Annotated in this window: 15 protein-coding genes; 4 read left to right on the top strand and 11 right to left on the bottom strand. The window is 35.5% G+C overall.

What is annotated here, in order from left to right; genetic code table 11:
* Nucleotides 1–52: 52 nt before the first annotated feature.
* The 8 genes from rpsS to H964_RS02055 all read right to left on the bottom strand — a co-directional run bounded on the left by rpsS (nucleotide 53) and on the right by H964_RS02055 (nucleotide 4,202).
* Entirely contained in the window at nucleotides 53–337 is a 285-nt protein-coding gene (rpsS, locus tag H964_RS02085; protein WP_011917787.1) for a 30S ribosomal protein S19, read from the bottom strand.
* Nucleotides 338–372: 35 nt separating this feature from the next.
* Complete coding sequence (gene rplB / locus H964_RS02080; protein WP_039764293.1) at nucleotides 373–1,203, bottom strand: 50S ribosomal protein L2; 831 nt, start codon at nucleotides 1,201–1,203, stop codon at nucleotides 373–375.
* Nucleotides 1,204–1,237: 34 nt separating this feature from the next.
* Nucleotides 1,238–1,528: a 50S ribosomal protein L23 gene (gene rplW, locus H964_RS02075; protein ID WP_011917789.1), complete on the bottom strand. Its 291-nt coding sequence runs from the start codon at nucleotides 1,526–1,528 to the stop codon at nucleotides 1,238–1,240.
* 1 nt (nucleotide 1,529) lies between these two features.
* Entirely contained in the window at nucleotides 1,530–2,156 is a 627-nt protein-coding gene (gene rplD, locus H964_RS02070) for a 50S ribosomal protein L4 (protein WP_039764290.1), read from the bottom strand.
* A 29-nt stretch (nucleotides 2,157–2,185) separates the two neighbouring features.
* Nucleotides 2,186–2,818 (bottom strand): 50S ribosomal protein L3, encoded by a 633-nt coding sequence (rplC, locus tag H964_RS02065; RefSeq protein ID WP_039764288.1) that lies wholly within the window; start codon nucleotides 2,816–2,818, stop codon nucleotides 2,186–2,188.
* 4 nt (nucleotides 2,819–2,822) lie between these two features.
* Nucleotides 2,823–3,143, bottom strand: coding sequence for a 30S ribosomal protein S10 (gene rpsJ, locus H964_RS02060; RefSeq protein WP_011917792.1), 321 nt, complete (start codon nucleotides 3,141–3,143; stop codon nucleotides 2,823–2,825).
* A 331-nt stretch (nucleotides 3,144–3,474) separates the two neighbouring features.
* The gene (locus tag H964_RS12580) at nucleotides 3,475–3,636 is read right to left on the bottom strand and encodes a hypothetical protein (protein WP_011917794.1); all 162 of its coding nucleotides are present in this window, start codon (nucleotides 3,634–3,636) and stop codon (nucleotides 3,475–3,477) included.
* Nucleotides 3,637–3,695: 59 nt separating this feature from the next.
* Entirely contained in the window at nucleotides 3,696–4,202 is a 507-nt protein-coding gene (locus H964_RS02055; RefSeq protein ID WP_011917795.1) for a ferritin-like domain-containing protein, read from the bottom strand.
* A gap of 202 nt (nucleotides 4,203–4,404) precedes the next feature.
* Here H964_RS02055 and H964_RS02050 point away from each other — a divergent pair, with 202 nt between their 5' ends.
* Complete coding sequence (locus H964_RS02050; RefSeq protein ID WP_237738167.1) at nucleotides 4,405–5,595, top strand: HD domain-containing phosphohydrolase; 1,191 nt, start codon at nucleotides 4,405–4,407, stop codon at nucleotides 5,593–5,595.
* A gap of 13 nt (nucleotides 5,596–5,608) precedes the next feature.
* Here H964_RS02050 and H964_RS02045 read toward each other — a convergent pair whose 3' ends face one another.
* Both H964_RS02045 and H964_RS02040 read right to left on the bottom strand, forming a co-directional pair.
* Entirely contained in the window at nucleotides 5,609–6,976 is a 1,368-nt protein-coding gene (locus H964_RS02045) for a sensor histidine kinase (RefSeq protein WP_039764287.1), read from the bottom strand.
* Complete coding sequence (locus H964_RS02040) at nucleotides 6,960–7,664, bottom strand: response regulator transcription factor (RefSeq protein WP_039764286.1); 705 nt, start codon at nucleotides 7,662–7,664, stop codon at nucleotides 6,960–6,962. Before H964_RS02040 ends, H964_RS02045 begins: the two co-directional genes overlap by 17 nt.
* A gap of 161 nt (nucleotides 7,665–7,825) precedes the next feature.
* On the opposite strand from H964_RS02040, the gene H964_RS02035 reads away from it, so the two are divergent.
* Complete coding sequence (locus H964_RS02035; protein ID WP_039764285.1) at nucleotides 7,826–9,217, top strand: phosphoglucomutase/phosphomannomutase family protein; 1,392 nt, start codon at nucleotides 7,826–7,828, stop codon at nucleotides 9,215–9,217.
* Between the two features lie 123 nt (nucleotides 9,218–9,340).
* Nucleotides 9,341–10,534 carry an MFS transporter gene (locus H964_RS02030; protein ID WP_039764284.1) on the top strand — a complete coding sequence of 398 codons (1,194 nt, stop codon included), beginning with the start codon at nucleotides 9,341–9,343 and terminating at the stop codon, nucleotides 10,532–10,534.
* A gap of 16 nt (nucleotides 10,535–10,550) precedes the next feature.
* Here H964_RS02030 and H964_RS02025 read toward each other — a convergent pair whose 3' ends face one another.
* Nucleotides 10,551–11,975, bottom strand: a complete 1,425-nt coding sequence (locus tag H964_RS02025) for an aminopeptidase (protein WP_039764283.1) — start codon at nucleotides 11,973–11,975, stop codon at nucleotides 10,551–10,553.
* Between the two features lie 209 nt (nucleotides 11,976–12,184).
* Between H964_RS02025 and H964_RS02020 the strand changes: the two genes are divergently transcribed.
* On the top strand, nucleotides 12,185–13,399 hold the full coding sequence (locus H964_RS02020) for an Nramp family divalent metal transporter (RefSeq protein WP_039764282.1): 1,215 nt from the start codon (nucleotides 12,185–12,187) through the stop codon (nucleotides 13,397–13,399).
* Nucleotides 13,400–13,420 lie beyond the last annotated feature (21 nt).

The raw sequence follows: 13,420 nt of genomic DNA, 5'->3' as shown, positions 1-13,420 counted from the left end.
TTCTCCTCCCTTCTAACAATTGAACACTAAAATCCCAAAACCACAATAATTTTTATTTCAGCGCAGTTGACCTTTCTGTGTGATGCCCATGTCCTTTGAATGTTCTTGTTGGAGCAAACTCGCCAAGCTTATGTCCAACCATCTCTTCTGTTATATACACAGGCACATGCTTTCTTCCATCATAGACAGCTATTGTATGACCCACCATCTGAGGCAAAATTGTTGACCTTCGAGACCATGTCTTGATAACCTTTTTCTCATTGTTCTGGTTTAGTTTTTCAATCTTTTTTAAAAGCTTTGGGTCACAATAAGGACCTTTTTTTAAAGATCTGCCCACGCTTATCCCTCCTCACTTATAAAGCTGCTTTTATATTATTTTCTTCTCTTGACAATGAATTTGTCTGATGGTTTATTCTTCTTTCTTGTCTTGTAACCCAATGTTGGTTTGCCCCACGGTGTAAGTGGCCCTGGATGACCAATTGGTGCTTTACCTTCACCACCACCATGTGGATGGTCAACAGGGTTCATTGCAGAACCTCTAACTGTTGGCCTGATACCCATCCATCTTTTACGTCCAGCTTTTCCTATTCTGACATTCTCATGGTCTAAGTTTCCAACCTGACCTATTGTAGCTCTGCACTCCTGGCTTACATATCTGAGTTCACCAGATGGAAGTCTGATAAGAGCATATTTGCCTTCCTTTGCCATGAGCTGTGCAACTGCACCTGCACTTTTCACAAGCTGACCGCCTCTGCCGGGATATAGCTCAATATTGTGTATCATTGTACCAACAGGAATATATTTAAGTGGCAAAGCATTACCAACTTTAATATCTGCATTAGGACCTGACATAACAGTGTCTCCCACTTTTAAGCCCTCAGGTGCTAAGATATATCTTCTTTCACCATCTGCATAACATAAGAGTGCCAAAAATGCTGTTCTGTTTGGGTCGTACTCGATAGCCTCAACCTTTGCAGGAATACCATCCTTATCCCTTTTAAAGTCAACAATTCTTATCTTTTTCTTATGTCCGCCTCCTCTATGACGAACAGTAATTCTTCCTTGATTGTTTCTTCCTGCCCATTTCTTCTCTGTAAATACTAAGGATTTTTCAGGCTCTGTCTTTGTAATGATCTCTTTATAGTTCAAAACTGATGCATTTCTGCGGCCTGGCGATGTAGGCTTGTAGACTATTATACCCACCTTTTTTCCCCTCCTTATTAGCATTTATGCTCAATTAAATTAAGCTGTCAAAAAACTCTATTGTCTTGCTCTTGTCTGTAAGTTTAACAATGGCCTTTTTCCATGCCTTCGTTCTTCCTTCAAATCTTCCTACTCTCTTTCTCTTTGGTTTTACATTCATTGTCCAAACCTTTTCAACCTCAACGCCAAACAGCTGCTCAACAGCTTTCTTTATCTCAATTTTGTTAGCTCTTCTATCAACTTCAAATGTGTATTTTTTCTGTGGAATCATGCTCATGCTCTTTTCTGTTATTATTGGCCTTTTAATTATCTCTTCTGGCAACATATTATGCGTACACCTCCTCTACTTTCTTTACAGCGTCCTGGAGGATAATAAACTTGTCATATTTTAGTATATCAAACACATTCAAGTTTCCTACCTGCAATGTCTTTACTTCCGGAATGTTCTTTGTTGACTTTTGTAAATATTCATTCCTTTCAGGAATTACTATCAAGGCTTTTTCATTCTCAAGCCCTAAATTCTTTAAAACCCTGATTACCTCTTTTGTTCTATACTGGTTCATATCCCATTTGTCAAGCACAATGAGATTGTTCTCTTTGACTTTGGAAGACAGTGCACATTTTAAAGCAAGTCTTCTTACTTTCTTTGGAAGGTCTATTGAAAAATCTCTTGGTTTTTTTGCAAATACAACGCCACCTTTTCTCCATGTGGGAGCTCTGATAGAACCTTGTCTTGCTCTACCTGTTCCTTTCTGCCTCCATGGCTTTCTACCACCACCACGGACTTCTGCTCTTGTCTTTGCAGCAAATGTCCCCTGACGTCTGTTTGCAAGATGTGCAACAACAGCTTGGTGCAAAACATGAGTATTTATAGGAACATTGAAGATTGAGTCATTAAGCTCAATCTCACCAATCTGTTGCCCTTCTATATTGTAAACCGGAACCTTTGGCATTCTTTTTCCTCCTTCCTAAAACTTAAAGCTTATTTGCTCTTAACTGAGTCTCGGATTATTAAAAGTGAATTCTTATTTCCTGGAACACTTCCCTTTACAAGAAGCAGGTTTCTTTCTGGGTCAACCCTTACAACCTGCAAGTTCAAAACTGTCACTCTCTGACCACCCATTCTACCAGGCATCTTTTTACCTGGGAATGTTCTTGCAGGGAATGTATTAGAACCCATTGAACCAACTCTTCTGTGATACATAGAACCGTGGCTCATAGGACCTCTTTGCTGACCATGTCTTTTGATAACACCTTGGAATCCTTTAGCTTTTGAAATACCAGTTACATCTACTCTTTCGCCAGGTGAAAAGATATCAACCCTTATCTCTTGCCCAACTTCATATTTATCTGCATCTTTTAGCCTCAATTCTCTCAAATATCTCTTCGGCTTTACACCGTGTTTTGCAAAATGACCTCTTAAAGGCTTGTTTAGTTTGGTTTCTTTTATATCCTCAAAACCCACTTGAATAGCTGCATAACCATCTTTTTCAACTGTCTTTTTTTGAACAACAACACATGGCCCTGCTTCAATTACTGTGACAGGTATTACCTTCCCTGCCTCATCAAAAACCTGTGTCATACCTATTTTTTTGCCAAGTATACCCTTTGTCATGTGCTTACACCTCCTTTAGCTTAATCTCGATGTCAACACCTGCAGGAAGTTCAACTCTCATAAGTGCATCGACTGTTTTCTGTGTGGGCTTGATAATGTCAATAAGTCTTTTGTGAGTTTTGATTTCAAATTGTTCACGCGAATCCTTATACTTGTGTGGTGCCCTGATAATTGTAATTACCTCTCTGTCTGTTGGCAGTGGTACTGGTCCTGATACCTCTGCACCTGTACTCTTTGCTGTCTCAACAATCTTCCTTGCTGACTGATCTAAAAGCTTGTAATCAAACGATTTTAACTTGATTCGCATTCTTTGTGCCTTTGACATGTATTCCCCTCCTTAAAAATAGTGTTATTTTATTTTATCTGCGACAGGGGAACTTGGCAACTTAGCCGTGTGTGTCAGAACTTTTTATATAAAAATACCCGGAGTTTTCCATCTTCGGGCATAAAAACACCGGGCATGAAATATTCTTTCATACCTTCCCCGTGTCGCCCGTCTCAAAGGACAAGACATACTCAGCAAAAATTCCCTGCAAAGTCCTTTACCTTTGCAGCAACCTTTTGCCTCATCGCAAGCTTTTTAAGTAGTTTTTTCTTTTACCCACACAACGACTTTATAATTTTATAATAAAAAAAGGCGGTTTGCAAGAGAAATTTTAATAAGTTGCTCCGCCTTCTTGATAGATTTTTTTAATTAGCTCAACGTCAACCTCATCCGCCTTTACAAAGTGATTTGGTTCAGCACCACAATATGGACACGGAGAATTTAAATCAACAATCTCATAACCACAAATTCCACAGACATATTTTTCTTGCATATTCATTTTACCTCCTCAGTATATTTTACTTCCCTTGTTATTTATTTAATACCCACAAATCAAAATTTTCTATCAAGATAATCTTTTAACAATTTGATGTGTTTCTCCTCGTCAAGTATTATTCTTTCCAAAAGCTTTCTGATGTACCTGTCATCTATCATTTCGATATGCCTCTTGTAATTTTTGATTGCCTCCTTTTCGGATTGTATATCAATTTTTATCATGTCTTTTAAATCTTTGTCGTAGTTTACAAAATACCCATTCCAGTACTGACCATATGTTGTGTAAGAACCCCTATATTTTGGCAGTGCACCAAGTAGGTAAATTGTAGTACCAAGAAGGTCCAAGTGTTTCATCTCAACCCGAGCAATTCCAATAATCAGCTCTGCAAAGTCTTTGTTTCTTACATCACTTATAAAATGCTGGTAAGAATAGAGTGCAATTGCTGTAAATTCACTTGCATATCCTGCATAGTCATCAAGCAAAATCTCTGCATAGTGCCTGTTTGGCTCTTCAACTTTTGGCTCTGGATATGGTGCATCATATGCAAACTTAGTCCAATCCATTTTTAACCTATTACCTCCCAAAAGTTTTTATTGGGCTTTTAATACATTATATTTTTGAAAGCAATTTTTGCTACTTTTCAGACTTCATTTTGAAAAACTTCCTAAAAGGACGGATAATTTATCAAAAAACTTTGGTAAAACTTTTCGAGGTTTTGATGTATAATTAGCTTAAAGTAAAGAAGTTTCAAAGTAGTTTAAGGTGGTGGAAAAGATTTATGAAAATAGGTGTGGGAAATCTTCTCTTATCAATCTCATACTTAATAGACATTGCCCAAGGCAGAAAGGAACATGCACCAAAGGTCACTTACATATCTTTGCAAATTGCAAAACAGTTACAAATCGAAAAAACGAGATAAAAAAGATTTATTACGCATCATTTCTGCATGATATTGGTATCACTGTGTCGGATAATAATTTTTATGCTTCACATGTGGATATTCAACTCGCAAAAAACCATTGCTTGTTAGGATATGAGTTTGTTAGAAAGCTCCCATTAGATGAAGAGATTTCAGAAATCATTAAATACCATCATGACTTTTACAACGGCTCAGGTGCATTCGGATACGACTATAGAGTTTTGCCATTGGCCTCTCAGATTATAAATTTAGCTGACCAGATAGACATAAGCATGAACTGGTCAAAGCCTTACTATTTACAGGTTGATGATTTAAAAGAGTGGGTGGGGAAAAATAAAGGCATTTTGTTCAATCCATTTATAGTTGATGCATTTTTAGATATTACTGATAAGGATAAATTTTGGTTAGACCTTTACAACCCTCAACTGAGGCAGATCATCTTAGGACTTTTACCAGATGATGAGGTTTACTTTGACATACAAACTATGCTCAAATTCTCCGAAGCAATTGCTCTTTTGATTGACAATAAAAGCAAGTTTACCCATCTTCATTCCCAGGGGTTGTCAGAGGTAGTATTTGAAATTGCCAAAATAATGGGATTAGATGATGAAACTTCATATAAACTAAAAATTGCTGGCTATTTACATGATTTGGGCAAGATGGTTGTACCAAATGAGATACTAAACAAAGAGGGAAAGCTTACAAAAGAGGAATTTTACATAATAAAGTCACATCCGTACTACACAAAGCTAATTTTAGACCAAATCCCTGTGTTCAAAGGCGAAATCTCCAACTGGGCAGGAAATCACCACGAAAGGGTAAATAGAAGTGGATATCCTGAAAAACTTGGAAAAGATGAACTTTCTCTTTTAGATAGAGTAGTGGGAATATGCGATGTATACCAAGCCCTCATTGAAGATAGACCATACCGAAAAGGATTGGGTCAAAAAGAAGCACTAAGTATTATTTATGATATGGTGAAGAATGAACTATTTTTAGAGGAAGAGTTTGAACTTCTCAAAAGAGCAGTGGTATAAAGAGAAAACTTTACTACTGCTCTTTATAGCTACTGCCTTTGATAACAAATCTTGCACCAACTGGTTCAGCATTCTCAGCTTCTACTGCAAAGCCATGCTTGTCAAAGATTGCTTTGGCAATTGAAAGTCCTAAGCCAATTTCTCCTCTTTTCCCTTTAAAAAATCTTTCAAAGATTTTGTCAATTTCATCATTTTTGAAACCTTCTCCGTTATCTTCTATTCTAACTTCAAATTCGTCCTTTTGAAGTTTAATTTCAATCACTACTTTACTTTTAGCATACCTTATACAATTAGAAATTATATTAGAAAAAGCTTCTTTTAGCTTTTCTTTATCACACAAAACTGGAATTTTGGTGTTAGGCTCAAATACTATTTCAATTCCTTTTGAAAGAGCATACCCTTCATTGTCTAAAACTGCATCAAAAAGGATATCTTCCAGATTCCTCTTTTCAAATACAAAATAGTTCTCAACAGATTCAATCTTGGTAAGGTCTATAATCTGGTTTATCAATATCTTTAGCTTATCTACATGCTCAATTATCCTGTCGGCTGCGTGATTGGCTTTCTCTACATCTAAAAGTCCCATTTTCAACACTTCTGCATACCCACGAATAGAAGTAAGCGGTGTTTTCAATTCATGAGAGATGTTTTGCAGAAATCTAATCTGTGCCTGGTTATACTCTGAAATCTTTTCTATAAGCTTGTTAAACTCATGTGCAATCATACCAACTTCATCTCTTGAACCTACCTCAACCTTTTTATTAAACCTCATCTTTGAAGCTTCTATTATTCCTTCTTTTAACTTCAGAAGACCCTGAATTATTTGCTTAGATACAAACACACTAACTGCAGCTGCCAAGAGCGCAGTAAAGATTGCAATCTGGAAAATGAGACTAAAAAACCTCTTTTGAAAAATTGAAATTCTTTCTAAGTCACTGATAATAAGGATAAAGAAATGTGTATTTGATTTACTTTTATACAAAGTAAACAAATAAGGTTTCTCCTGTAATTGTCCAATTTCAAAACTATATGAAAACTCCTTATTCTCATCAAATAACTTCATTATTTTTACTCGCGCTTCAACATCCAGCTCTTTATTTGAATACTCAATTGAGCCATCATTAGTAACTATTACAATATAGTCCTGAAGAAATTTATATCCCCATGTTTCAAAATATGACTCAAATTTTTTTAGATTTTTAATATTTTTACTTTGATTTGTAAAAAAGGATTCAACAAGCTTTGCAAATCTTAAATTATCTGTTTTTACCTGTTCTATTAAGTTACTTTTAAAAGTAGCATAAAAAATTATCGAAAATGTAGCAAATATGAACACTATGAGACCTAAGTATGAAAGATAGATTTTAGTTCTGATTTTCATCTTTCTTCTCCTCGAGTTTATATCCAAGTCCCCACATTGTCTTTATCTCGATGGGAAGTTTATACTGTAAAATCTTTTTTCTCAACCTTTTTATCACATCATCTACCATTCTTTCATCATATAAAGCCGGGGCTCCCCATACCTGCTCTAATATGTAGCTTCTTTTGAGTACCTTGGAGTGCTCCCTAAAGAGAAGTAAAAATGTCTCAAATTCTTTTGGCGAAAGGTCCACTTTTACATTATTGTAAAATACACTCTTCTGATTTAAATCAACCTTTATTCCAAAAAATTCTAAGACATTGTCAACTTTAAGAGTATCTTTACCCACTCTTCGTAAAATTTTCTTAATTCTTGCTTCAAGCTCAAGTAGTGAAAACGGTTTTGATATGTAATCATCACTGCCAAGCTCAAGTCCCAAAACTTTATCAAACTCTTCACCTTTAGCCGAGAGCATTATAATTGGTACATTGCTACTTTTCCTTATTTTTTTGCACAGCTCATATCCATCAATGTCTGGGAGCATAATATCTAATATGACTATGTCAGGCTCATTTTCCTCAAACTCTTTTAGAAAACTCGAAGCATCTTCAAATGTTTTAACCTCGTAACCTCTGCTTATCAGATACTGATAGATAATGTCCAAAATATCTTTTTCATCATCGACAACATATACAAGGTATCTTGACATTGTGATTTTCCTCTCTTTATTTGAATAATTCAAAAAATATCTTGTCTTGTTTGAAAAATTCTTGAAACTTTTGTATACTATATAATTGTCAGGATTTATAAGACTATTTCTAAGATTCATTATAGCACATTTTATGCACTGTTTGCAGGAGGTGAAACAAGATGATAAAGTTTGGAACAGACGGCTGGAGAGCAGTAATCAGTAAGGATTACACTTTTGACAATGTAAAGATTGTCGCCCAAGCAATTGCTGACTATATAAAAGAAATTGATGACAAAAGGCCTGTTTTGGTAGGATATGACACAAGATTTATGTCAGAAGAGTATGCTCGGCTTTGTGCAGGTGTTCTTGTTGCAAACGGCATAAAGACATATCTTACAAAAAAGCCAACACCAACACCTGTTGTATCATTTACTGTAAAAAACATGAATTTAGCTGGCGCTATAATGATTACAGCAAGCCATAACCCACCACAATGGAATGGGATAAAGTTCAAAGGCGATTATGGTGGGTCTGCACTACCGTCTATAATTGCTGAAATTGAAAAACATCTTTATAAAAATGAGGTAAAGTTTGTTGAACCTGAAGAAAGCAGTCTCTTTTCCTTTATAGATGCTGACAAGGACTATTTTGAACACATTGAAAAGCTTGTAGACCTTAATCTTATTGCAAAATTCAAACCTTTTGCAATAATCGATCCAATGCACGGTGCTGGAGTTGGATATGTTAAAACCTTGTTAGAAAAATATGGAATCAAACACATCCAGATAAGAGATGAAAGAAACCCGTACTTTGGAGGAGTCAATCCAGAACCTATTTATAAAAACCTTGGAAAATTGATTGATACTGTTGTCCAAAACAACGCAGACATTGGCCTTGCAACAGACGGCGATGCAGACAGGGTAGGGGCTGTTGATGAAAAAGGAGAGTTTATTGATTCACACAGAATATATGCACTGCTTCTGAGACATTTAGTTGAAGCAAAAGGTTTAAAGGGTGGTGTTGTAAAAACATTTTCAACTACCAATATGGTTCCTATTTTGGCAAACAAGTACGGACTCAAAATCTATGAAACACCGATTGGCTTTAAATATATCTGCGAACTTTTCTTAAAAGAAGACATTCTCATTGGTGGCGAGGAAAGCGGAGGTATTGGAATTAAAAATCATATACCTGAAAGAGATGGAATTTTATGTAGCTTGCTGCTCCTTGAGATTATGGCTTATTATCAAAAACCAATCAGTCAAATACTTGACGAGCTTTTTAAAGAAATAGGTTATCACTACTATGACAGAGTTGACCTGCATTTGCCAATCGAAATCAAAGAAAAGACGTTGAAGATGATTTCCCAAAACACAGAGTTTGCAGGCAGAAAGATTAAAGAGATTCAAACATTAGACGGCTATAAATATATCTTTGAAGATGGTTCATGGATACTCTTCAGAGCGTCTGGCACAGAACCTGTTTTGAGAGTATACACAGAACAGTTCACCAAAGACGAGGTCAAAAGGCTTTTAGATGAGGCTGTGAAGTTTATAGAAAGCATGAAATAAATCTGTGATAGGGCTTTTACCCTTTTGCTCCAAAAAAAGGGGAAGCCCTTTTTACTTTACTTCATAAAATTTTTGGAAATTATTGAAAATTTAAAAATTTAATTTTTAAGGTGAGAAATATCAATGAAAATCAACAAGAACATTTCTTTACTGATAGCCTCACAGGTCATTTCTGATATTGGGAATTGGATTGACAGAGTTGCTGTTTTAACTTTGATATATGAAATGAGTAAATCATCAATTAAAATGTCAATTTTGTCAATTGTAATGTTATTGCCTTCACTATTATTTGGTACAGTCGCAGGAAAGTTAGTTGATTCTTATAATAAAAAGTCTATACTCTTGTTAGGAGACTTTATAAGAGCTGTCTTGGTATTTTTAGTGTCACTATTGCCAAATTATGTAATAGGATTGGTATTTATAATTGCGTCAGTAACAGTTTTTTATGAAACAGCCCAAAGTAGTATTGTAGTAGAATTAGCTAAAAAAGAAAAACTTCGGCAAATTAATAGTTTAAGTAATTCTTTAAATTCTATAATGATGATTATTGGTCCATCCATAGGCGGTTTGCTTTCTTCCCAGTTAAACTTGAAATATTGTTTTTACATTGACTCTCTCACATTTCTAGCATCTATGATATTAGTTCTCATGATAGAATACAAAAAATTTCCAATTTCTAAACTCTTGTTTAATGATTACTCTAAGCCTAAATTTACTGATGGAATAAAGTACATAAAAACTAACTATTTAATTAGGACTACTTTAATGGTTAATGGTTTAATTGGATTGTCCTCAGGAACACTGAATGGTTTGATGATGATGTATGTTTTTGAATACTTAAAAACAAATTCTCAAGGTTATGGATTTATTCTTACCTCAAAAGGTATAGCAATGGTTTTAAGTTCTTTATTTGCCTATAAATACCTTGCCCACATTAAAATTGAACTGATTTTTATAATGAGTTTGTTCGGCCTTGGAATCACAACAACCGTTTTTTCATTAAATAATTTATTCTTTTTAGCCTTAGTTATTCATTTTTTAAATGGAATATTCAATTCTTTTTACACAATCTCTCGAACAACAATTATTCAGCAAAACTGTGATGTCCAACATTTAGGCAGAATTTTTGCTTTAAATACTATGTTTGTAAACACTTCTTCAATAATCTCTTTGTTTGTTGGTGGAATAATAACAAAGGTCTTGAGTATTCGAACAACATTTATTATTTGTAGCATTTTTATTATAGCTTTGAGCTTTTTTACTGGTATTACGTTTTTGAAAGGGCTGTTCTCCTCATCCCCTAAGAACAGCCCTTGAGTCAATTGACTATATTTTAAAATTTCCTTAAAAACTGGCTATAAAACTTATAAGTCATATACACATCAACTTTGCTTGTTATTTCAAATGTTGAGTGCATAGACAAAACTGGAACGCCTGAGTCTATTACATTTATCATTTTTCTTGCAATAAACATAGCAATTGTGCCGCCACCGCCTTGGTCAACTTTACCTAAAAGCCCTGTCTGCCAGCAGATGTTATTTGAATTCAAAAAGTTTCTGATTTTGCCTACATACTCTGCTGTTGCTTCAGAACCACTATATTTGCCTCTAACCCCTGTATACTTTTCAATAGTGACACCATGGCCAATTAACGTAGAATTGAGCTTATCATAAGCACCTTCATATGTTGGGTCAAGTGCTGCTGCAACATCGCCAGAAATTGCTGCTGAGTTTTCAAAGCAAAGAGCCAAATCAAGGCTATTCTCGTACTCACCCAATGCTTTCATTAGCTTTGCAACTGATACATCAAAAAAGCTTGCCTCAGCGCTTGATATTCCTACACTTCCTATTTCCTCTTTGTCAACCAAATAGACCAGCGCAGTTTTTTCCGGAGTTTCATCTATTGAAAAGATGCCTTCTGCTGCTAAAAAACTGCATGCTCCGTCATCCTGACCATATGCGCCAATTAGGCTTCTGTCAAGCCCCACATCACGTGCTTTTGCAGCAGGCACAACCTCAATGTCAGCTGAAATAAGATCCTCTTCTGTAATACCATATTTTTCATTCAGAATCTTCAAGACATTAAGTTTTACCTTTTCTTTCACTTTCTCATCATTAAACGGCATACTTCCTATGAGCACGTTCAAGTTCTCAGCGGGAATTGCCTCGCTTGCTTTTTTCTGAAGCTGATCAGAAGACAAGTGAACAAGAAGGTCTGTTATATAAAAAACAGGGTCATTTTCATCTTCACCAATTGTAATCTTCACTTTTGAGCCATCACTTTTCACAACAACTCCGTGGATGCTAAGGGGTACATTTACCCAGTGATATTTTTTAATGCCACCATAATAGTGTGTCTTCAAAAGTGCAAGTTCATTTGACTCATATAGTGGCTTTGGCTTCAAATCAAGTCGTGGAGAATCTATATGGCTACCTATCAGATTAAATCCTTCTTTCAATGGTTTTTTCCCTATATGAGCAAGCAAAATGCTTTTGTTATTGTTGACAAAATATACCTTATCACCTGGCTTTAATTTTTGGATATTACTGTTAAATTCTTTATATCCTTTTTCTTTAGCTCTTTCTATGAAATATTCAACTGCTTCTCTTTCTGTCTTTGCACAGTTCAAAAAGTGCTTATACTTTTCTGCCAAATCAAAAACAAAAGGCTTTTCTTCTTCTTTTAAAACTTCCCATGCATTTTTAGAAGTGTAGGATAGCTTTTCGTAAAGCTCTTGGCCGTAAGACTTTTCGATCATTGTTCTACCTCCAATATTTTAGTGTTCAAAATGTCCAGTTCCCATTTAAATATTTTTAGCTTCATACAAACTATGATATCACAATCATCTTTTTTTGGGTATTAATTTTAATATAAGAGCTTGAGATAAGATTTACTATTTATCATTCACCACTTAAGAAGATATTTCATAAAATTACTTGAGAAGAAAGGTGTGAAAGGCAGCACAAAATGAAAAACGCAAGGGAAATACTCAAATACATAGGACCGGGCCTTCTTGTCACAGTGGGATTTATCGACCCTGGAAACTGGGCATCAAACGTGGCTGCAGGAAGCCAGTTTGGTTTAAAACTTTTGTGGGTAGTTTTACTATCAACCATAATTTTGATAGTACTTCAGCACAACGCAGCCCATCTTGGCATTGCAACAGGTCTTTGCTTGGCTGAAGCAACTTCAATCTATCTTAATAAATCTCTTGCCACAGTTGCGCTCTCATCTGCCATGCTGGCAACAGTCTCAACTGCTATGGCAGAAATCTTAGGAGCGTCAATTGCCCTTGAGATGCTTTTTAAAATTCCTATTAAGCTTGGGTGTTTAATCATCCTGCCTTTTACCATGTTTTTCTTGTTTTCTAACTCATATAAAAAGGTTGAAAGGTGGATAATTGCGTTTGTGTCGCTGATAGGTCTTTCCTTTTTGATAGAGCTTTTTCTTGTGAAGGTCCCTGTAAAAGATGTGGTCATTGGCTGGATAACTCCAAGCATACCTTCTGGTTCACTAATTGTTGTTCTTTCAATACTTGGTGCGGTTGTCATGCCACACAATTTGTTTTTACATTCTGAAATAATTCAGAGCAGGCAGTGGAACACTCAAGACGAAAAGGTAATAAAACATCAGCTCAAATTTGAGTTTGTTGATACACTTTTTTCAATGTTTATAGGATTTTTAATTAACAGCAGCATGATTATAATAGCTCACACAACCTTTTACACAAAAGGTATCTTTGTTGAATCGCTACCACAGGCTCAGCAGATGTTAAAGCCTATTTTGGGAAATTTCTCTGCAACAATTTTTGCATTTGCTCTATTGCTTTCTGGCATCTCCTCAAGCATAACAGCTGCATATACAGGTGGAACAATCATGGCAGGGTTTTATAGAAGGCCTTACAACATAGAAGAGCTGCCAACTAAAGTTGGAATTATCATTCCATTGGTGTTAGCATCTATCATCATAGTTTTTATCTCAAATCCGTTCAGAGCTTTAATACTCTCACAGATGCTATTGAGTATCCAGCTACCAATCACAATCATTCTTCAAATTTATTTGACGTCATCCAAAAAAGTCATGGGTAAATTCGCAAACTCTTTAGCAGATAAGATAATTCTTGGAATTGTGGCAGCTTTAGTAATAGGACTTGATGTTTTTCTGCTCATAACTACTTTATAAAAATAAAAGTGGGCAGATGAA

It is taken from the genome of Caldicellulosiruptor sp. F32 (assembly GCF_000404025.1).
Lineage (GTDB): Bacteria > Bacillota > Thermoanaerobacteria > Caldicellulosiruptorales > Caldicellulosiruptoraceae > Caldicellulosiruptor > Caldicellulosiruptor saccharolyticus.
The sequence above is the reverse complement of the archived record's forward strand: the minus strand, read 5'-3'. Positions and strand labels throughout refer to the sequence as shown.